Annotated in this window: 21 protein-coding genes and 1 tRNA gene; 4 read left to right on the top strand and 18 right to left on the bottom strand. The window is 48.0% G+C overall.

Going from position 1 to position 19,515, the window contains the following annotated elements; genetic code table 11:
* Positions 1-24: 24 nt before the first annotated feature.
* The 9 genes from recO to rpoE all read right to left on the bottom strand — a co-directional run bounded on the left by recO (position 25) and on the right by rpoE (position 7,769).
* Positions 25-729, bottom strand: coding sequence for a DNA repair protein RecO (gene recO, locus DEU30_RS01950; RefSeq protein ID WP_114981460.1), 705 nt, complete (start codon positions 727-729; stop codon positions 25-27).
* 3 nt (positions 730-732) lie between these two features.
* Positions 733-1,650, bottom strand: a complete 918-nt coding sequence (gene era / locus DEU30_RS01945) for a GTPase Era (protein WP_011234060.1) — start codon at positions 1,648-1,650, stop codon at positions 733-735.
* The gene (gene rnc, locus DEU30_RS01940; protein WP_114981462.1) at positions 1,647-2,336 is read right to left on the bottom strand and encodes a ribonuclease III; all 690 of its coding nucleotides are present in this window, start codon (positions 2,334-2,336) and stop codon (positions 1,647-1,649) included. The genes era and rnc overlap by 4 nt, the downstream gene beginning before the upstream one ends.
* Entirely contained in the window at positions 2,333-3,253 is a 921-nt protein-coding gene (gene lepB, locus DEU30_RS01935) for a signal peptidase I (RefSeq protein ID WP_114981463.1), read from the bottom strand. The genes rnc and lepB overlap by 4 nt, the downstream gene beginning before the upstream one ends.
* A gap of 3 nt (positions 3,254-3,256) precedes the next feature.
* Positions 3,257-5,068, bottom strand: a complete 1,812-nt coding sequence (gene lepA, locus DEU30_RS01930; protein WP_114981465.1) for a translation elongation factor 4 — start codon at positions 5,066-5,068, stop codon at positions 3,257-3,259.
* Positions 5,069-5,171: 103 nt separating this feature from the next.
* On the bottom strand, positions 5,172-5,615 hold the full coding sequence (locus DEU30_RS01925) for a SoxR reducing system RseC family protein (RefSeq protein ID WP_011234064.1): 444 nt from the start codon (positions 5,613-5,615) through the stop codon (positions 5,172-5,174).
* Positions 5,615-6,580, bottom strand: a complete 966-nt coding sequence (locus tag DEU30_RS01920; protein ID WP_110012519.1) for a MucB/RseB C-terminal domain-containing protein — start codon at positions 6,578-6,580, stop codon at positions 5,615-5,617. Before DEU30_RS01920 ends, DEU30_RS01925 begins: the two co-directional genes overlap by 1 nt.
* Positions 6,581-6,584: 4 nt before the next feature.
* Complete coding sequence (locus DEU30_RS01915) at positions 6,585-7,172, bottom strand: sigma-E factor negative regulatory protein (protein ID WP_110012520.1); 588 nt, start codon at positions 7,170-7,172, stop codon at positions 6,585-6,587.
* Between the two features lie 18 nt (positions 7,173-7,190).
* The gene (gene rpoE / locus DEU30_RS01910) at positions 7,191-7,769 is read right to left on the bottom strand and encodes an RNA polymerase sigma factor RpoE (protein WP_011234067.1); all 579 of its coding nucleotides are present in this window, start codon (positions 7,767-7,769) and stop codon (positions 7,191-7,193) included.
* Between the two features lie 145 nt (positions 7,770-7,914).
* Between rpoE and nadB the strand changes: the two genes are divergently transcribed.
* Positions 7,915-9,516 carry an L-aspartate oxidase gene (gene nadB / locus DEU30_RS01905; protein ID WP_011234068.1) on the top strand — a complete coding sequence of 534 codons (1,602 nt, stop codon included), beginning with the start codon at positions 7,915-7,917 and terminating at the stop codon, positions 9,514-9,516.
* On the opposite strand, the gene DEU30_RS01900 is transcribed toward nadB, so the two are convergent.
* Both DEU30_RS01900 and DEU30_RS01895 read right to left on the bottom strand, forming a co-directional pair.
* Positions 9,513-9,782 carry a hypothetical protein gene (locus DEU30_RS01900; protein WP_011234069.1) on the bottom strand — a complete coding sequence of 90 codons (270 nt, stop codon included), beginning with the start codon at positions 9,780-9,782 and terminating at the stop codon, positions 9,513-9,515. The genes nadB and DEU30_RS01900 overlap by 4 nt on opposite strands.
* Positions 9,783-9,791: 9 nt before the next feature.
* Entirely contained in the window at positions 9,792-10,064 is a 273-nt protein-coding gene (locus DEU30_RS01895) for a succinate dehydrogenase assembly factor 2 (RefSeq protein ID WP_011234070.1), read from the bottom strand.
* Between the two features lie 80 nt (positions 10,065-10,144).
* Between DEU30_RS01895 and DEU30_RS01890 the strand changes: the two genes are divergently transcribed.
* Complete coding sequence (locus DEU30_RS01890; protein WP_011234071.1) at positions 10,145-11,038, top strand: hypothetical protein; 894 nt, start codon at positions 10,145-10,147, stop codon at positions 11,036-11,038.
* Between the two features lie 4 nt (positions 11,039-11,042).
* Positions 11,043-11,525 carry a peptidylprolyl isomerase gene (gene slyD, locus DEU30_RS01885; protein WP_034820491.1) on the top strand — a complete coding sequence of 161 codons (483 nt, stop codon included), beginning with the start codon at positions 11,043-11,045 and terminating at the stop codon, positions 11,523-11,525.
* Between the two features lie 62 nt (positions 11,526-11,587).
* Here the strand turns inward: slyD and lysS are convergent, their stop codons facing one another.
* From lysS to DEU30_RS01855, 6 genes are all read right to left on the bottom strand, one after another.
* Complete coding sequence (gene lysS / locus DEU30_RS01880; protein ID WP_011234073.1) at positions 11,588-13,099, bottom strand: lysine--tRNA ligase; 1,512 nt, start codon at positions 13,097-13,099, stop codon at positions 11,588-11,590.
* Between the two features lie 36 nt (positions 13,100-13,135).
* A protein-coding gene (prfB, locus tag DEU30_RS01875) for a peptide chain release factor 2 (RefSeq protein ID WP_110012522.1) occupies positions 13,136-14,234 on the bottom strand; the annotation gives its coding sequence in 2 pieces (ribosomal slippage) (positions 13,136-14,158 and positions 14,160-14,234; 1,098 coding nt in all).
* A gap of 39 nt (positions 14,235-14,273) precedes the next feature.
* Positions 14,274-15,986 carry a single-stranded-DNA-specific exonuclease RecJ gene (recJ, locus tag DEU30_RS01870; protein ID WP_114981467.1) on the bottom strand — a complete coding sequence of 571 codons (1,713 nt, stop codon included), beginning with the start codon at positions 15,984-15,986 and terminating at the stop codon, positions 14,274-14,276.
* Between the two features lie 3 nt (positions 15,987-15,989).
* Positions 15,990-16,721, bottom strand: a complete 732-nt coding sequence (dsbC, locus tag DEU30_RS01865) for a bifunctional protein-disulfide isomerase/oxidoreductase DsbC (protein ID WP_114981469.1) — start codon at positions 16,719-16,721, stop codon at positions 15,990-15,992.
* Between the two features lie 55 nt (positions 16,722-16,776).
* Positions 16,777-17,679, bottom strand: coding sequence for a site-specific tyrosine recombinase XerD (gene xerD / locus DEU30_RS01860; RefSeq protein ID WP_114981471.1), 903 nt, complete (start codon positions 17,677-17,679; stop codon positions 16,777-16,779).
* A gap of 101 nt (positions 17,680-17,780) precedes the next feature.
* The gene (locus DEU30_RS01855) at positions 17,781-18,266 is read right to left on the bottom strand and encodes a VC2046/SO_2500 family protein (RefSeq protein WP_011234078.1); all 486 of its coding nucleotides are present in this window, start codon (positions 18,264-18,266) and stop codon (positions 17,781-17,783) included.
* A 111-nt stretch (positions 18,267-18,377) separates the two neighbouring features.
* Here DEU30_RS01855 and DEU30_RS01850 point away from each other — a divergent pair.
* A tRNA-Tyr gene (locus DEU30_RS01850) sits at positions 18,378-18,462 on the top strand.
* A gap of 37 nt (positions 18,463-18,499) precedes the next feature.
* Here the strand turns inward: DEU30_RS01850 and DEU30_RS01845 are convergent.
* Positions 18,500-19,468 carry an NAD(P)H-quinone oxidoreductase gene (locus DEU30_RS01845; protein WP_110012527.1) on the bottom strand — a complete coding sequence of 323 codons (969 nt, stop codon included), beginning with the start codon at positions 19,466-19,468 and terminating at the stop codon, positions 18,500-18,502.
* Positions 19,469-19,515: the final 47 nt, after the last annotated feature.

The following is a 19,515-nucleotide window of genomic DNA, read 5'->3' as shown; positions in this document are numbered from 1 at the left end:
CGCTTTCGGCTAGTTCTTCGTAATTCACTGACGCTTAGTGCCTCGGAACAATTCACGACTGCGCAGCGGTTTATCACCTAAGTAAACCGCTAAGGCGTCACGCATAATATATTTTAGCAGTCTTAAGCGGTTTTCGTCGTCAACATCCCACGCGGCCAGTTTTTGAATATCCACCACCGAATACGCTCGTTGTTGATTGTCTCTGGCTTGGGTCACAAAGCCATGATCGGGAATAAAATAGCACCACTTCGAGTCGGACAGCACATTACCGGTGTCGGCGTCATAATGCCAGTCAAATGCCGCTCCTAAATGCTGCAATAACTGCCATTCAAACTGACGCAAAGCAGGCTCTACACGCTCGCTGTTGGTCATGTTTTGTAAGGCTGACAAATAGCTTTCAAAAAGCTCGGGGGCTTCAGCTTCTGCCGGCACCAGCCGTTGAATTAACTCATTGAGGTAAAAGCCACTGTAGAGTTTATCGCCCTGCAACAGCAGCTTTTGGGTTGTCTGCTGCGGCTCCAGCAAGGTTAAGGTTTTTAAGTCGCTGCGCCCCTGAAACTCGGCCAACAGTGGCATAAAAGGTTGTGCTAAACCGCGCCAGGGGCTTTTCGGGCGCTTAGCGCCTTTTGCCACCACCCGAACCCGTCCCTTATCTTCAGTGAACAGATCCAGAATGAGACTGGTTTCCTGATAGTCCCAACGATGCAACACCAGTGCCCGCTGCGCCACCGATTAATCTTCCCGGTAGCCCAGACTTTTCAAGGCTCGTTCGTCGTCCGACCAACCAGATTTTACCTTCACCCAAAGTTTCATCATGACTTTGTTGTCCAGCAGTTTTTCTAGATCGCGCCGGGCTTCGGTGCCTATGGTTTTCAGTTTGCTGCCACCCTGCCCGATAATCATCCGCTTCTGCGCTTCGCGTTCAACCAGTATTAAGGCATGAATATGAGTGGTGCCTTTTTCAGACTGACCAAACTGCTCAATTTCCACTGTCGTTTCATACGGCAGTTCGTCACCGGTAAAACGCATAAGCTTTTCACGCACAATTTCTGCCGCCATAAAGCGCACAGAACGGTCCGTTACGTAGTCTTCCGGATAATAGTGGTAGCCTGGCTGCAAATGCGAACGAACAATTTTTCTTAGCTCGTCAACATTGTCGCCGTGTGTTGCCGATATGGGCAGAATAGCATCAAACTTATGCTGTTCATTCAGCCACTGCAAGTGCGGTAATAAGCGCTCTTTGTCTTTCAATTGGTCAACTTTATTAACCAATAACACTACCGGCACTTTACTGCGCTGAATTTTCTCCAGCACCATTTTGTCGTCTTCTAACCACTTTAGGTTTTCAACCACAAAAAGCACTAGGTCCACATCTTTCAAGGCGGAGGATGCAGTCTGGTTCATCACGCGGTTTATCGCACGAGGTTCCTGTTTGTGCATACCAGGCGTGTCGACATAAATAGCCTGACAGCCATCGTCGGTATCTACGCCTAAAATACGATGACGGGTGGTCTGAGGTTTATTCGAGGTAATACTGATTTTCTGCCCCAGCAACCGATTAATCAGTGTGGATTTCCCCACATTCGGACGACCAACAATGGCGACAAAGCCGCTGTGTTTATTCTCGTCCAGTTCTATATCCAGCGTCATGCGCTCTCCTGCAAATGTTCTAATGCGGCCGTTGCTGCAGCCTGTTCGGCTTTACGGCGGCTGGTACCTGTGCCTTTAAAAGGACTTTCGATACCTTCTACAGAACAGTTTACGGTAAATTGTTGATTATGCGCCTGCCCCTGCGTAGCGACCACGTCGTACTCAGGTAAAGGCTTCTGACGGGACTGCAGTAACTCCTGCAGGCGTGTTTTTGGGTCTTTCTGGCTAGTGCCGGGCTCAATCAAGGTTAACTGGGGTTCAAACCAGTTAAGAATGACCTGCCGAATGGTATCCATGTCACTGTCCAGATAAATGGCACCAATAATGGCTTCTACTGCATCAGCAAGAATGGATTCACGGCGATAACCGCCGCTTTTTAACTCGCCCTGGCCTAGCGACAAAAAATCGCCTAGCCCCATTTTCTTACCCAGCTTCGCCAAAGAACGACCACAAACTATCGCGGCGCGCATGCGGCTTAAATCGCCTTCTGCGACTTTGGGAAATTTTTGATACAAAGCTTCAGCTATTACCAGACCTAAAATAGAATCGCCCAGAAACTCCAGGCGTTCATTGTGCGTTGATGAAGCACTACGGTGGGTCATTGCCTGACGCAAGAAATCCTGCTGTTCAAAGCTATAACCAACAATTTTTTCCAGTTCCGTTAAAGGTGGTTTGGGCAAACTCACTCAATACTCCCTAGCCTTTCAAATCGAACTCCCGTAGGAACCCACGACGGCAACCAACTATCGCTACTGCGATCCATTTCAAAACTCATCCAGATGAACACCGCTTTGCCAACCAGCAGTTCTTCGTCAACGAAGCCCCAATAGCGGCTATCACGAGAATTATCGCGGTTATCACCCATAGCAAAATACTGGCCTTCCGGCACCACCCACTCGTCTTTCTGTGTGCCCGGCTGATTAAAATAAAGCATAGTGCGCGGCGCAACACGTGGGTCGATAAGAATTTCGTGGTTTACATCACCTAAGTGCTCGTCATAAGTGCGTAAAGGTGACGAACCGGAGAAATATTCACCATCTGCTTTTAACGCAGTGGATACCACTTTCATTTCTTCACAATCTTTCTCGCCAACAGCGCAAGCGGGCTGAATATAAAGCGACTTGTCACGGTAAATAATACGGTCACCGGGCAAGCCAATAATGCGCTTTATATAATCTATATTTGGTTCTTCTGGGTACTTAAATACCGCAATATCACCGCGTTCCGGCAACGAGGTATCCACCAGCGTCTTTTGAAAAAGCGGATCTTTAATACCGTAGGAAAACTTTTCTACCAGAATGAAATCACCTTTCAGCAACGTCGGCATCATTGAGCCTGACGGTATCTGGAACGGCTCGTATAACAATGTACGAACCACCAGTACTAAAGCAATAACCGGAAAAATAGACTCGCTCAGCTCCATAAGTTTAGGCTGAGGCGCCAGAGTGTCAATTTGCTCGTCGGTTAAAGCCTTGGTTGTTTTTGTCTCAACCTCCGCAATAACCGCTTTACGCTTTGGCTTCAGTACTCGCGCATCGTAAAGCCATAACAACCCGGACAGAACCGTAATAACGGTTAAAATAATTGAAAAATAATTGGCCATTTCCTATTTGCCTACTTTTAAAACCGCAAGGAAGGCTTCCTGAGGTACTTCTACGTTACCCAGGTTCTTCATGCGCTTTTTACCCTCTTTTTGTTTTTGTAAAAGCTTCTTCTTACGACTAACGTCACCGCCATAACACTTAGCTGTTACGTTTTTACGCAGCTGCTTGACCGTCGAGCGCGCAATAACATGGTTGCCAATGGTCGCCTGAATGGCAATATCAAACATTTGTCGTGGAATTAACTCACGCATTTTATCAACTAACAGGCGGCCGCGCCCTTCAGCATGATCACGGTGGGTGATCATTGCCAGCGCATCTACCCGGTCGCCGTTAATCAGTATATCGACACGAACCATGTCCGCAGGTTCAAATTTCTTGAACTGATAATCCAGTGAAGCGTAACCACGACTGGTCGATTTCAACCGGTCGAAGAAATCCATAACCACTTCTGCCATAGGCAGTTCGTAAGTTACCGCAACTTGTTTACCGTGATAAGCCATAGCCGTTTGTACGCCACGCTTATCAACACATAAGGTAATAACATTACCCAGAAACTCTTGCGGAACCAAAATGTTAGCTTCCACAATAGGTTCATAAATGGTTTCAATATCGTTAACCGCTGGCAAGTTCACCGGGTTATCCACTTTGACTATACTGCCATCGGTCTTTTCAACTTCATAAACAACCGTTGGTGCAGTGGTAATCAGGTCTATGTCGTACTCACGCTCTAAGCGTTCCTGAATAATTTCCATGTGCAGCATGCCAAGGAAACCACAACGAAAACCAAAACCAAGTGCAGCAGAATTTTCCGGCTCATAAAAAAGTGACGCGTCATTTAACGACAACTTACCCAAAGCATCCCTAAACGACTCATAGTCCTCTGAGCTGATTGGGAACATACCTGCGTAAACCTGAGGCTTTACTTTTTTAAAGCCGGGTACCGGCTCTTTTGCCGGGTTACGTGTATTGGTCAGGGTGTCACCGACCGGTGCGCCCAGAATGTCTTTGATACCCGAAATAACATAGCCCACCTCGCCGGTGTGCAAAATGCCGGTCTCGTGAGGTTTCGGGTCAAAATAACCAACTTTATCAATTTGATACGACTGACCAGTGGACATTACTGTCATTTTCTCGCCGGCACGCAACGTTCCATTGCGCACGCGAACCAAAGAAACAACCCCCTGATAATTATCAAACCAGGAGTCAATAATCAGTGCCTGTAATGGCTCTTCTGGTTCGCCCTTAGGCGGCGGTATTTGCCGGACAATGCGCTCAAGCACGTCGCCAATACCTAAACCAGTTTTAGCCGAACACTGAACCGCATCCACAGCTTCAATGCCGACAATGTCCTCTATTTCCTGTGCAACGCCCATAGCATCGGCCTGCGGCAAGTCAATTTTGTTCAATACCGGAACAACTTCCAGGTCCATTTCAATAGCGGTATAACAGTTTGCCAAAGTCTGCGCTTCAACACCCTGAGCTGCATCAACAACCAGCAGTGCGCCTTCACAACCCGCCAACGAACGCGAGACTTCATAAGAGAAGTCAACATGCCCTGGCGTATCGATGAAGTTTAACTGATAGGTTTCACCATCTTTAGCCGTGTAATAAAGGGTTACGCTCTGCGCTTTAATCGTAATACCCCGCTCACGCTCCAAATCCATGGAATCGAGTACTTGCTCAGCCATTTCACGGTCAGTCAGTCCACCGCAATGCTGGATCAAGCGGTCGGACAAGGTGGATTTACCGTGGTCAATGTGAGCGATGATCGAGAAGTTACGAATATTACTTTGCTTGAACGCCCTATTCGGCATTGATGATACCTCTGTAAAACTGAATTCTGGAACTTAAAAAATTAGTCCCGATCATACTCATGTTAGCGGCAAGAACAAAGGACTTTATGACAGTTCAGGGGTTTCAGTGCTGAACTTCAGCCGCGACGGTTTCCAGTTTGACCATTGCATTGACTTGAATGTCACGTTTACGGAACCAGCGTTTTAGTCCCCAGAAGGTAAAAGCAAAGCCAGCAAAGGACAATAAAATAACAAAACCTTCGGGTAACGTGCCTGTGTTTTCCAGTAGCACAGCTAATAGCAACAGTGTCAGTATAGGTAAACCGTAGAGTAGTAGAGCAAAACGTGTTACTGCGGTTTCCGGTACTTCTAGTTGCACCTGGTCGCCGGGACTAAACGTTTGTTCGGTAACCACAGTAAACTGCGCATTTCGGTCGGCAAAAACTTTACTTAAAATGCCAGCGCCACAGTTAGATACCTGCGCGCAACCCGAACAGGCCGTTTTTAACTGGGTGGTAACGGTTACGCGGTTGCCATCAACCGCGGTTACTTCTGCTACTTCTTTCATTATTTAACTTCCGCCGCTATGCGTTGAGCCATGGTTAAAGGTACCTGACCCACCACTGTCACAAGAAAGTTATTATAACGCTTTGAGAACAAAGTGTGTGAAGAAGATAGCGCGAGATCGGTTTCCATACCTTCTGTTAGCTCAGCCACATAAACAGAATATTCGGCGAGGCCATCGGAAAACAAATAATGATCAACCGGCGTTGCGTCAACAACGAGAGTGTGGCTTTGCTGGCTTAATAATTTGAATCCTCGCGGTGCCCACCGCGGCCCAACACTGTAGTTTATCGCACTTTGCACACGGAGGTCTTTTAACAGCGGTGGCATTTCAATATTGCTTATTTCTTTGGTTATTTCGGGAGCGGTATCACGAACCGATAAACTGGTTAGTTGCATTTGCTCCACAACATCGCCGGACTGATTCATCATGATCATTTTAAGCGGCATACCGTTCTTGCGGTCAATCCATAGTGCATAGCTGTAACGTTGATTATCTCGGCTTAAAATACGAATATGCTGCGCATTGCGACCTAAAACCCGTGCACCACCACCCACCATAACTTGATAACTATGGCTAAGACCCTCAAAGGGTTGAGAAAATGCGGCCGGAAAGATAGCGGTAATAGTATCAGACTCTAGCGCGTAATTACTGGATGAGGTATTAAAGTGGGCAACCTTGTTATCCACTCTTAAGATGCGAAAGTCCGGACCGTTCATTTGAATTAACAGTTCGGTACTTCCTGTCTCCGGATCGTTGCCCTGTAGCCACTGATAAGGCTCAATTTGATCACCATGTACATGAACTAAAGAAGCCTCAAAATTCAGTTCAGTTAAAGCTTCTGCCATACGGTTGAACCAGTCAGCGCCACTTTCTGCTGGTTCGTTAGTCTGCTGTGCGCTTACCGAGAAGGTGCTGGCGAATAAAACAGCGCCACATAAAATAGACCGATACAACCGAGTTATCATAGCCTTAATTACCTTTGTTGAGCTCCTGCTCTGACTGCTCATCTTTTTCTGCTTGCTCTGTTTTCTGCTGCAACATCAATTGTTGTTGATGATCAATCAGGTATGACTGAACCTGACGGCGTCTTTGCTGATCGCTGATTTGCGACATTGGCTCAACACGATTCAAGCTCACCGGCTCACGGCCACCACCAATGGGGCTGGTCAGCAGAGTAGGTTCTGCGCTGCTACCATCGGGTGTCGCGGGTTGCTGATAAGTTTGCACTGTCATCACCGCAACCACGGCCACACTTGCTGCAACGGCAACTTTGGCGAAAGGCTGGAACCAACGTGAAGCCGCTTTATTCTGGCTCTTAGAGCGACCAAAACCTGGCTTAACGACATTGGACTCCTGGCTTACGCTAACACGAACACGCTCGCTAATATCAAGGCTGATATCCGAGTTTAAGTCACCTTTTATTGCCGCGCGAATAACACTGTAACGGTGCCACTCCTGCTGAGCCTGTTCATCTTGCAACAGTGCTTCAATTTCATCGGCATTGATGAGTTGTTCATCAAACAGCGCGGATGTTGATTCTGATTTATTCCGAGACATAGATGCCCCTCTGTTAGTTTACCGTTCCAGCAACGGTCGGAGTTGATTATCTATTGCTTCCCGAGCGCGAAAGATGCGAGAGCGGACAGTACCTATAGGACAATCCATTTCTAGCGCAATTTCCTCGTAACCGAGACCTTCAATTTCCCTTAAAGTAATTGCCCGACGTAAATCATCCGGCAATTCATCAATTGTTTTTAATACCACATCTCGAATCTCATCAGAGAGCATTTGCCTTTCCGGAGAGGCGCTGTCTCTTAGCGCACCGGCTCCTTCATAAAACTCTGCGTCTTCTGCATCAATGTCAGATGCGGGCGGTTTTCTACCTTGCGAAACTAAATAGTTTTTCGCCGTATTCACCGCAATTCGGTACAGCCAGGTATAAAAGGCACTGTCGCCACGGAAGTTCGGTAACGCCCGATACGCTTTTATAAACGCTTCCTGTGCAACATCAGCTACGTCGCCCTGTTGTTTGACATAACGCGATATCAAACTCATGACTTTATGCTGATACTTTTTTACCAGCAGATCAAAAGCTCGGTTATCACCTTGTTGTACTCTTTCGACCAGCTGTTGGTCACTCACCTGTTCGCTCATCCGAGCCTGTTCTCCCTTAACCCAGGAACTGCTGGAACTGGCGGCCCGTCCTGTTTCTTACTGACTGTGACAGAGCCGCATGTAAAAAGTTCGCAAAAATATCGTCAAATGCGTAAAATCGTTCAAAATTCACATTGAGTACTTTATGGAACCTGTTGCAAATTATCAATGCGATGTACTGATTATTGGTTCGGGAGCCGCGGGATTAACTACCGCTTTACAGTTGGCCGATAACTTAAACGTTACGGTACTAAGTAAAGGCCCGCTGACTGAAGGCTCAACCTTTTACGCGCAAGGCGGCATTGCCGCAGTATTCGACGAAAACGACAGTATTGAGAGTCACATCGAGGATACCTTAATTGCCGGCGCCGGCCTTTGCGATCCCGAAGCCGTTAAGTTTACCACAGAAAACGCGCGCGCAAGTCTGCAATGGCTGATTGATGCCGGCGTGGGTTTTGATCAAGTCGAGTCTAAAGACAGCAACCCAGCGTACCACCTGAACCGTGAAGGCGGTCACAGTCATCGACGAATTCTGCACGCAGCAGATGCCACCGGCAAAGCGGTACAGACAACATTGCAGAAAAAAGCAATGGAGCATCCAAATATTCAGGTGCTGGAACGATACAACGCGGTCGATTTGATCACGGGTTCTCGTATCGGTAAACCTGACGGTTGCTATGGAGCTTATGTCTGGAGCCGTCAGAAAGAACAAGTGGAAACCGTTGCGGCAGGCTGTGTGGTATTGGCTACGGGCGGTGCAAGTAAGGTATATCAGTATACCAGTAACCCGGATATTGCCAGCGGCGACGGTATTGCCATGGCCTGGCGCGCAGGCTGCAGTGTGGCCAATATGGAATTTAATCAGTTCCATCCAACCTGTTTATTTCACCCCAACGCGCAGAGTTTTCTATTAAGCGAAGCCTTGCGTGGCGAAGGCGCTTTGCTGAAACGGCCCGACGGAACTCGTTTTATGCCGGACTTTCATGAGTCTGCTGAATTGGCTCCGCGCGACGTGGTTGCCCGAGCTATCGACTTTGAAATGAAGCGTTTGGGTGCTGACTGCATGTATCTGGATATTTCTCATAAACCGAAAGACTTTATTCAGCATCACTTCCCTACCATTATGGAAAAATGCTTGTCGCTGGGTATTGATATCAGCAAACAGCCGATGCCGGTTGTTCCTGCGGCCCATTACACCTGTGGCGGTGTTAAAACCGATATGAACGCAGCGACCGATTTACCCAACTTGTATGCTGTTGGTGAGGTTGCCTGCACAGGTCTGCACGGAGCCAATCGCATGGCTAGTAACTCGCTGCTGGAATGTCTGGTTTTCGCCCGTGCGGCGGCTAAAGATATTTTATCTAAGCGCCCTCATCAGAAGGCCTTAAATCATATTCCTGGCTGGGATGAAAGTCAGGTAGGCAATTCCGACGAGGAAGTTATAATTCAACATAACTGGCATGAGCTACGTCTGTTTATGTGGGACTACGTGGGTATTGTACGTACCACCAAACGTCTGGAACGGGCTCTTCATCGAATTCAGTTGCTACAGCGCGAAATTCACGAGTATTACTCGAACTTCCGCGTGAGTAACAATTTACTGGAGTTACGTAACTTAGTGCAGGTATCAGAGCTTATTGTACGAAGCGCTATTAGTCGTAAAGAAAGTCGCGGCTTACATTATACTCTGGACTACCCTGACACATTGCCGGATCCTCAGCCTACGGTGCTGACACCGAAAAGTTAAGGCTCTGACAGCTGTTGTAACTGGCGCCGCAGTTTTATCTGCTGCGCCTTTGACAACTGAAACCACCAAACCCGGAGCCAGTGCCGCTTTTCCTGACCTTTTTCTGTTTTATAGGCAAGCGGCAGTAAAACCAACATACCGCCTACGACCAGTGCCTTGCTGAATAATTGACAACGTTCACCCAGCCACCACCAGTAACGTCCGCACGCTGACACAGACAACACGCGCATAGGTCGCTGTAAACGAAAATAACTGTCAGGGTTCACCGCGCGGGTCTATACCTTAACGCGTGACAACATAAACCGAATCATTTCAGCAAGTTCTTCGTCTTCACACTTCTGGTGACCCATAAACCAGGCAAAAAGATCCGGGTCATCGCAGGTAATTAAACGGCGAAATACCGCTTTTTGTTCTTCACTTAGTTCGTCGTAAGCCTGATCAACAAAAGGTTCAAATAATACATCCAGCTCCAGCATGCCCCGGCGGCACGCCCAACGTAAACGACGCTTGTCTTTTAGTGCTTCTTCTGACTGTTTTAACGGCAACATAAAATCTCCGCAGCAATTGCCCTTGTAATTCGATAATGTGCCCTAATATTACCACGTAAGCCATTTAATAAGGAGTCATTGTGGTTGAGTTAACGCAGCATTTTACTGACGCAAATCAGGATCACCTTTCCGTTCAACTGACGGACTATGGTATCCTCTCGGTTTCTGGCGAAGATGCTGACAGTTTTTTACAGGGTCAGCTGACATGTGATTTACGCAAACTCGACCAGGATAATTGCTTATATGGCGCACATTGCGATCAAACCGGAAAAGCGTTTAGCATCTTCTGGCTTTATCGCGAAGACGACGCCGTTTTTTTAATTATGCATCGCAGTGCAATTGAAGGCTCTTTGGCACAATTAAAGAAATTCGGTGTCTTTAGTAAAGTCACTATTGAAGATGTAAGCGACGACTGGAGCATAGCCGGTGTTTTCGGTAGCAAAGCAGCCAGCGTTGCAGCAGAATTTGATGGCCGGGTAATGCAGGTTGGGACCAGTCCCGACCAATATCTGTTACTCAGCCAACAGCCAATTTCTACGGATTATCCGCAACCTTACTGGGATGCGTTGGAAATTGAACGGGTTCGTCCACAACTTACGTCTGAGAACATCCAGGCGTTTGTCCCGCAAATGATGAATTTGCAGGTGTGGGATGGAATCAGTTTTGACAAAGGATGTTATATCGGCCAGGAGACTATTGCCCGGATGAAATATTTGGGCAAACAGAAACGGGCGCTCTTTCGCTTATCCGGTAAAGTAACGGCTCAAGTTACTGCTGGTACGCAATTAGAGAAAGCCATTGGCGAGAACTGGCGTCGTGCAGGTACGGTCATTATGGCAGTGAACCGCACCGACACCCAAGTGGACTTATTAGCTGTTTTACCCAGTGACATAGACACTGACACGGCTATACGAGTCCGGGATGACGACGCAAGTCTTCTGGAAATACACTCACTGCCTTATCAATTAGGTTAAATTTATGAGCGAAACCATTGCACCAAACAAAGTCGTGGCTATCAACTATGCCGTTAAAACGGAAGATGGCCAGACGCTGGACCAGTCTAAAGATGGCAGCCCACTGAACTTCATCCACGGTCGTGGCATGCTGATTCCTGGTCTGGAAAATGCACTGGAAGGCAAAAAAGTTGGCGATAGCTTCACTGCAGAAGTTAAACCAGAAGAAGCTTATGGCGAACGTCATGACGGCTTAATCCAGACTGTACCACGTAACCTGTTCGGCGAAAACGAAGTACAGCCTGGCATGCAGTTCCGTGCCAGCACGGATCAAGGCGAACAGTCTGTTGTTATCGTTGAAGTAAAAGACGACGAAGTGACTGTTGACGGTAACCACCCACTGGCCGGTGTTAACCTCAACTTTGACGTAGAAGTTATTGAAGTTCGTGAAGCGACTGAGCAAGAACTTGAGCACGGTCACGTTCACACTGACGGCGAAGATCACTAAGCGCTGTTTTTGATAAAAGAAACCCGGCTAATAAGCCGGGTTTTTTTGTTTCAGAGAGGTAATTAATCCGCTTTTGGGCGCATATGCGGGAACAATAATACGTCGCGAATAGACGCAGAATCCGTTAGCAACATTACCAGACGGTCAATACCAATGCCCTGACCGGCTGTTGGCGGCATACCGTGTTCCAGTGCGGTGACATAATCTTCGTCGTAGAACATGGCTTCATCATCGCCCGCTTCTTTCTGTTCAACTTGCTCGCGAAAACGTTCAGCCTGATCTTCAGCATCGTTAAGCTCCGAGAAACCATTCGCCAACTCACGACCACCGGCAAAGAATTCAAACCGGTCGGTCACAAACGGATTGTCGTCGTGACGACGAGCCAACGGTGAAACTTCAGCCGGGTACGCAGTAATAAAGGTAGGCTGAATTAAACGATGCTCAGCAACAGTCTCAAAAATTTCGATCTGAACTTTACCTAAGCCCCATGACGGCTTAACACTGACACCAACCTGCTCGGCAATTTCAGTTGCTGTATTCATGTCATTAAGCTGCTCAAGGCTCACTTCCGGCATGTACTTAACAATAGCTTCCAACACTGTCATGCGCTCAAACGGCTTACCGAAATCATAATCCACGCCCTGGCTGGTAAACTGAGCAGAGCCTAAGACCGACTCAGCCGCGCCGCGTAACATCTGCTCGGTTAAATCCATTAAGTCGTGATAATCCGCGTACGCCCAGTAGAACTCCAGCATAGTAAACTCTGGGTTATGGCGTGTGGAGAGACCTTCATTACGGAAATTACGGTTAATTTCGAACACCTTCTCAAAACCACCAACGACTAAACGTTTCAGGTAAAGTTCTGGTGCAATACGTAAAAACAGCTCCATATCCAGTGCGTTATGGTGCGTGCTGAAAGGACGAGCTGCGGCGCCGCCCGGAATCGCCTGCATCATAGGAGTTTCAACTTCCAGAAACTGACGGTCACTTAAAAAACGACGAATATAGTCAATGATTTTAGAGCGAGCCATGAAAGTACTGCGAGACTCTTCGTTGGTAATCAGGTCCAGATAACGCTGACGATAGCGCATTTCCTGATCTGACAAGCCATGGAATTTATCCGGCAAAGGACGCAGTGCTTTAGTCAGCAAACGTACTTCGTCAACTTGCACGCTTAACTCACCGGTTCCGGTAATAAACAAGGTGCCAGAGGCGCCGAGAATATCGCCTAAATCCCATTTTTTAAATTCCGTGTTGTAATAACCTTCAGGCAGATTGTCGCGGGCAACATACAGTTGAATTTTTCCGCTCATATCCTGAATGGTTGCGAAACTGGCTTTCCCCATAATACGGCGGGTCATCATACGGCCGGCAACTTTCACGCGAATGCCTTTTTCTGCCAGCTCTTCTTTACTCAGATTATCGTATTCAGCGTGTAAGTCAGCAGCTAACGAGTCCCGACGGAAATCGTTCGGGAATGCGATACCCTTATCGCGAAGCGCCGACAGTTTCGCCTTTCGCTGCGCGATCTGTTCGTTTACGTCTACTTCAGGTGCCTGCGATTTATCAGTCATTATCGATTTTCCTCTGTCGGGATACTTAAATTAAACTTACAGCCCGCTTTTCAAGCTGGCTTCAATAAACGGGTCAAGTGCGCCATCAAGCACAGCCTGGGTATTACGGTTTTCGATACCCGTACGTAAATCTTTGATACGCGCATCGTCCAGAACATAAGAGCGAATTTGACTGCCCCAGCCGATATCAGCTTTTGAGTCTTCTAATGCCTGTTTCTCTTCGTTCTGTTTCTGTAATTCAAATTCGTACAATTTCGCTTTCAGCTGTTTCATTGCTGAGTCGCGGTTCTTGTGCTGCGAACGGTCACTCTGACATTGCACCACAATGCCTGTTGGTTCGTGCGTTAAACGAACCGCAGAATCGGTACGGTTAACGTGCTGACCACCGGCACCCGATGCCCGATAGGTATCTACCCTCAGGTCAGACGGATCAATCTCAATATCAATGTCGTCGTCTACTTCCGGGTAAACAAAAACCGAAGCGAAAGATGTATGGCGGCGATTACCTGAGTCGAAGGGGGATTTACGTACCAAACGGTGCACACCGGTTTCAGTACGCAGCCAGCCGTAGGCGTATTCTCCGACCACACGTACCGTGGCCGATTTTATACCAGCGACATCGCCTTCTGACAGCTCAGTAATTTCCGCTTTAAAGTCATGCGCTTCTGCCCAGCGCAAATACATGCGTAGCAGCATATTAGCCCAGTCCTGAGCTTCGGTTCCGCCGGAGCCTGACTGAATATCCAGGTAGCAGTCTGCCGAGTCGTTGTCTTTTGAAAACATACGACGAAACTCTAAAGCTTCCAGCTGTTTCACTAAACCGGACAGCTCTTCATGAGCTTCGTTAAAAGTGTCTTCGTCCTCTGCTTCTACCGCAAGATCAACAAGACCCTCGACATCATCCAGCCCCTGCTGAAGTTTATCCAGGGTTTGTACCACTTGCTCTAATGCCGCACGCTCTTTACCTAAGGCTTGCGCCTTGGGTGGATCATCCCACACATTGGGCTGTTCCATCTCACGAGTAACTTCTTCCAGACGCTCTAACTTAGCATCGTAGTCAAAGATACCCCCTAAGCGAATTACTACGCTCACGCATTTCTTTGATGTTGTTGTAGGTTGCGTTAGTTTCAAACATGCGACTACCTAATTCTGTTAATTCTAAAAGGGGCGTAGTTTAACGTATTGCGCGGATTTGCTCCACCAACAACTGAACGTTTGTGCGTCCGCGGAAGTGATTAAGCTGTGGCTTGTATAAAAGTTCAACAACGGAGGCCTGCCGCGCCGGCCATTGTTGTGTATCGACGTTAAAGGCAATCGCATCTAATAATTCGCCTTGCGGATGACGCACCACCAATTTTAGATGTCGCTCTCCGACAATGCGCTGATCCACCAATTCAAACTGGCCGTCAAACATAGGCTCGGGAAACTGCTGACCCCAGGGACCTGCACTTTGCAGCATATTCACACTGTCCTGCGAAAGTTGCAGTGTTGTGAGTTCGCCATCAGACCAGAACACACGTTGCTTCTGTTCTTCTGACAACCACTCCGACGCAACTTGCTCCGCCAGTTCAGAAAAGCGCGCCAGATTTTCTTTTTTCATGGTTAAGCCGGCGGCCATGGCATGTCCCCCGAAACGTTCCATAATGCCCGGCTCAAGACTATGAACACGTTCCAGTAAGTCTCGCATATGCAGACCACTGACCGAACGTGCGGAGCCTTTTAGGAATTCATCGTCATCGTTGGCTAACGCAATAACCGGACGGTTCACCTGCTCTTTTACCCTGCCCGCGACAATACCGATAACACCCGCATGCCAGTCCGGCTGATACAAAGTGACTAAATCAGGCACCTGTCCCTGATCAAAGCGCAACTTTGCGACAGCGCTTTCAGCGTGCTCGCGCATTTCCGTTTCAATTGATTTACGTTGCTGGTTTAAATCGTTAAGTTGCTGCGCTAACTGCTGCGCCCGGGTTTCACCCGCTAACAAGCATTCTATTCCCAGCCCAATATCGTCTAAACGGCCTGCAGCATTGATTCTCGGACCCAGAGCAAAACCTAAGTCGCTGGCAGCCAGCTGACTGGCATCACGGTTCGCAACTTCCAGCAACGCCTTAATTCCTGGGCGGCTCATACCTTTACGAATACGGGCTATACCCTGTTGCACCAATACGCGGTTGTTATAATCCAGCGGCACAACATCAGCTACAGTGCCAAGAGCAACGAGATCCAGCCAGTCAGCCAGGTTAGGTAGTGGCTCAACACCTTGTTCACGTAACGCTGAGCGCAACGCAAGCAGAACATAAAACGCCACACCCACACCGGCTAAATTTTTGCTTGGAAACTCACAGCCGTGCTGATTCGGGTTCACTATCGCATTAGCCGGAGGCAGTTCTTCAGGTGGTAAATGGTGGTCAGTAACCAGCACTTGTATGCCCTTTTCACGAGCAAGTGCAATGGCGTCATGCGCTGCAATACCGTTATCGACAGTCACAATTAACTGCACATTCTCTACGGCCAGTTGTTCTACCATGGCAACAGACAGGCCATAGCCGTCAGTCATTCGATTTGGTACACGATAACCCACTTGCTGCAGACCAAAGGCCTGCAGGGCCGACACCATTAATGCCGAACTGGTTGCGCCGTCGGCATCAAAATCACCGCAAATACAAACCTTTTCTTGATTTTTTAACGCATTTAGCAGCAGTTCAACGGCTTTATCGATATCTCTTAACGAAGAGAAATGGAGTAAACCGGAGGCTTTCAAAGATAATTCGTCAGCACGACGGACACCCCGGCGGGCATAAATTTGCCGCAACAAAGGCGGTATTTGTTGCGGCAAAAAGTCATCGTCAACGACTTGATAACGACGTATTTCATAATCACTCATGAATTACTGTGACTCACCTTTTTTAATTTCAGCAATTAAACGTGATGCAGGTAGCGCTCCCGGCACTAAACGACCGTCGGGCAGAACAATAGCGGGAGTACCGCTTACCCCAAACGATTTACCGAGTTGGTAGTGCTCCGCAACCGGATTGGAACAGCTTAAGTCGCCACTGTAATTTTCGTCTTCTTTAAAGGCGGTAATGGCCGCTTTTTTGTCATCCGCACACCAAACCGTCTGTAGCTGCTGCCCGCCTTTGCTACTCATACCACCACGGGGAAAGGCCAGGTATTTTATGGTAATGCCCTGTGCGTGATAGCTGTCCATGTTTTCGTGCAAGCGCTGACAATAACCGCAGGTAGTGTCTGTAAAAATCGTTACCTGATATTTCTCGTCCTCAGCCGGGTACACGATCATATCGTTTTCAAAACCTTTCAGCATTTTCAGACGAACTTTAGCCATACCCGCTTCACTTAAGTTTTCCGGTTCACTGCCGGTTATATCAAACACATTGCCGCTAATCAGCCGTTCACCATCATCTGACACATAAAACATGCCCTGATTAGTCACCGCACGGACATAGCCGTCAATTTCACCGGGCTCTGTGGACAACACTTCAATACCAATTTTATTCAGGTGCTGGGTGTCGACTTCACTTTGTTCCGCACTAATAGCCGGCGCACTGAAACTTGCGCCGACCAGCCCGACTAATCCAACTACAGACATTAAATTGCGCATAAATACCTCTTAAATTAACTGTCCGAACCCTACCCTGTTACCAGCCAAAATGCAATTAGCCTCGCGGGTGATGCTGAGCATGTAAGGCCTGCAGACGTTCACGTGCAACCTGGGTATAAATTTGTGTGGTAGATAAATCACTGTGACCTAACAGTAGCTGTAAGACACGTAAGTCGGCGCCATGGTTCAGCAAATGCGTGGCAAAAGCATGGCGTAAAGTGTGCGGCGACAAATGTGCGTAAATGCCGGCTTCTTCGGCGTAATGCTTTAATCTGTACCAAAATGCCTGACGTGTTAATAACGAGCCACGTTGCGTAACAAATATCCAGGGGCTGCTTTTATCCGTTATTGCCGGACGTCCATGCTTTAAATAATTGTCCAGCCACTCCAGCGCTTCTTCTCCTAACGGCACCAAACGTTCTTTGTTGCCTTTGCCAACAACCCGAACTAAGCCTTGCTGGCGGCTCAACTGGTCATATTGCAGACGAATAAGTTCGGTTACCCGTAATCCGGTGGCATAGAGAACTTCCAGCATAGTTCGGTCACGCAGACCAATGGGAGTTTCTGTATCCGGTTGTTCCAATAGAGAAATCACATCCTCTTCGCTTAACGAGTGTGGAATGCTTTGCGGTAATTTAGGGCGTTTCAGGCGTGCTGTTGGGTCTACTGCCACCCACTGCTGTTTTACAGCAAACTGGAAGAATTTCTTCGTCGAACTTAAAAATCGCGAGGTGCTTCGTGGCGATAAGCCTTGCATACGCCGCCACAACAGGTAGTCCTGCAGCACCACTTCATCAGTGTCCATTAAGGATTTTTTAAGCGATAGCAAATATTCACAATAACGGCGTAAGTCACTGCGGTACGCGGCTTGAGTATTATTGCTGGAGCCATGATGCAGCCAGAGGTGCTCAGTAAAAGCATCAATACGGTCTTCGTCCTCTGGGCGGAGTTGCTTCATGGTTTTTTGGAAATTAGCGAAATGATAATGCTATTATGCCGCATAGCGAGAGCGGCTGAAACTGCTTGTGCAAAACTCTCCGAAAAGAATCAAGTTAAGCGCTAATGAGTAATGCCTAGTTTCTGCAGAACATCGTATAGGCCAGCGGGCCCTTTATATTTGTACTCGTTTTTTTCGTCCGTTTGCGGCTGCTTCTTCTTTTCCAGCCGCTGACGAACCCGCCAGTCCAGGTTATGAAGAAGCTCCAGGGGCAAACGATCAGGCGTTGCATCGGGAATAAGCGGCTGAGGATGAGTTGCGTCCTGTAGTTTAAAGTCTGACAACTGACTAACTGTTGCATAGACACCACTAGCCAGCACCATGCCTGGCTTTACATCTAAAGGCCGCGTTCTGCCGGCACCAATGGTTCTTTGCCAGTTAACTTGCGCAGGGCGCTCAGAAATAACCGGGTCGTCACCCAAGGCAGACACCCAATAAGCAAACTCGCCCGCGAAGCCGTGATTAACTGCTTCGCTCGCGTGTTGCTCAAAGAAATGAGCGGCCTGGTTTTCGACAGCACTATTCTGTACAGCTGAAACTTGACTCATTAAGACTCTGGATAATCGGTTACAGATACTTCTGTATCGGCCAAAGTCCTAAAAGTTTAAGTTTTCTCTTTACAGCTAAGCTAAGACTGTTATTATACGCGCCTCTTGAGTGGAGGGGTTCCCGAGTGGCCAAAGGGATCAGACTGTAAATCTGACGGCTCAGCCTTCGCAGGTTCGAATCCTGCCCCCTCCACCATTTCTTTACTGCACCGGCAGTTGGCTATCAGCCTGAATTACTCTTCCGAAAGCGTTATAACCACCTTACCCTGAGTTTTATTATCTGCAACATAATCCAGTGCTTGCTGAATATCGTCAGCGGCAAAAACCTCATCGATGATAGGTTTTATGGTGCTGCTTTTAAACTTATCGCCAAAATCACGCCACAAACCCTGTAAAATTTTTCCTTTGCGTTCCGGTGATAATGCTCGCAGAGTTGAGCCAATCAGCTTTTGGCGCTTCATCAGCATACGTCCGAAATCAACTTCGCCAGTCACGCCAGCCATTAAACCAATTAAAATAATACGGCCATCCTGTGCCAGATACTGCTGGTCTTTTGCTATAGACTCACCAGCGACAGGATTCAGAATGACGTCGACTTCGCCAAGAGCTTTAACTTCTTCAACAATGTTCTGTTTGTGCCGGTTTATCGCATTTTTCGCCCCCAGTTTCAGGCAAAACTCTGATTTCTCTCCACTACCCACTATGGCGGTAAGCTCATTACCACTTTCCCGGCACAACTGGATCAGTGACGAACCCACACCGCTGGCACCCGCATGAGCTAATACCCGCTCTCCGGGCTTTAAGTCAGCCAGCTGATACACATTGAGATAAGCAGTGGCAAAAGTTTCCAGCCAACCCGCAGCTTCTGCATTACTCCAGTTTTCAGGCACCTCCAGTATTTGTTCAGCAGAAACATTCACTTGTTCAGCAAAACCGCCGCCAGCCAATAACGCGCTGACACGTTGCCCGGTTTGCCAGCCATTGACTTCGCTACCTACTTTTTCTATAACCCCACAGACTTCTAGTCCAGGAATAGTTGAGGCACCTTTAGGTGGTGGGTATTTCCCTGCTATTTGCATTAAGTCGGCACGATTAAGCCCGGCGCTCAGTACCCGCAGCTGAACTTCATTAGCCTGTGGCTCGTCCAGCTCAGGATGGTTCTTCCAGTGTACTTTTTGTTCGGAAATAGCAATTGCTTTCATATCAGCCTCTGTTGCCGCTTAACATTATTGAAATTAGCCAGTATGCT

It is taken from the genome of Idiomarina sp. 017G (assembly GCF_004362265.1).
Lineage (GTDB): Bacteria > Pseudomonadota > Gammaproteobacteria > Enterobacterales > Alteromonadaceae > Idiomarina > Idiomarina loihiensis.
This window is presented reverse-complemented; position numbering and strand designations above follow the sequence as displayed.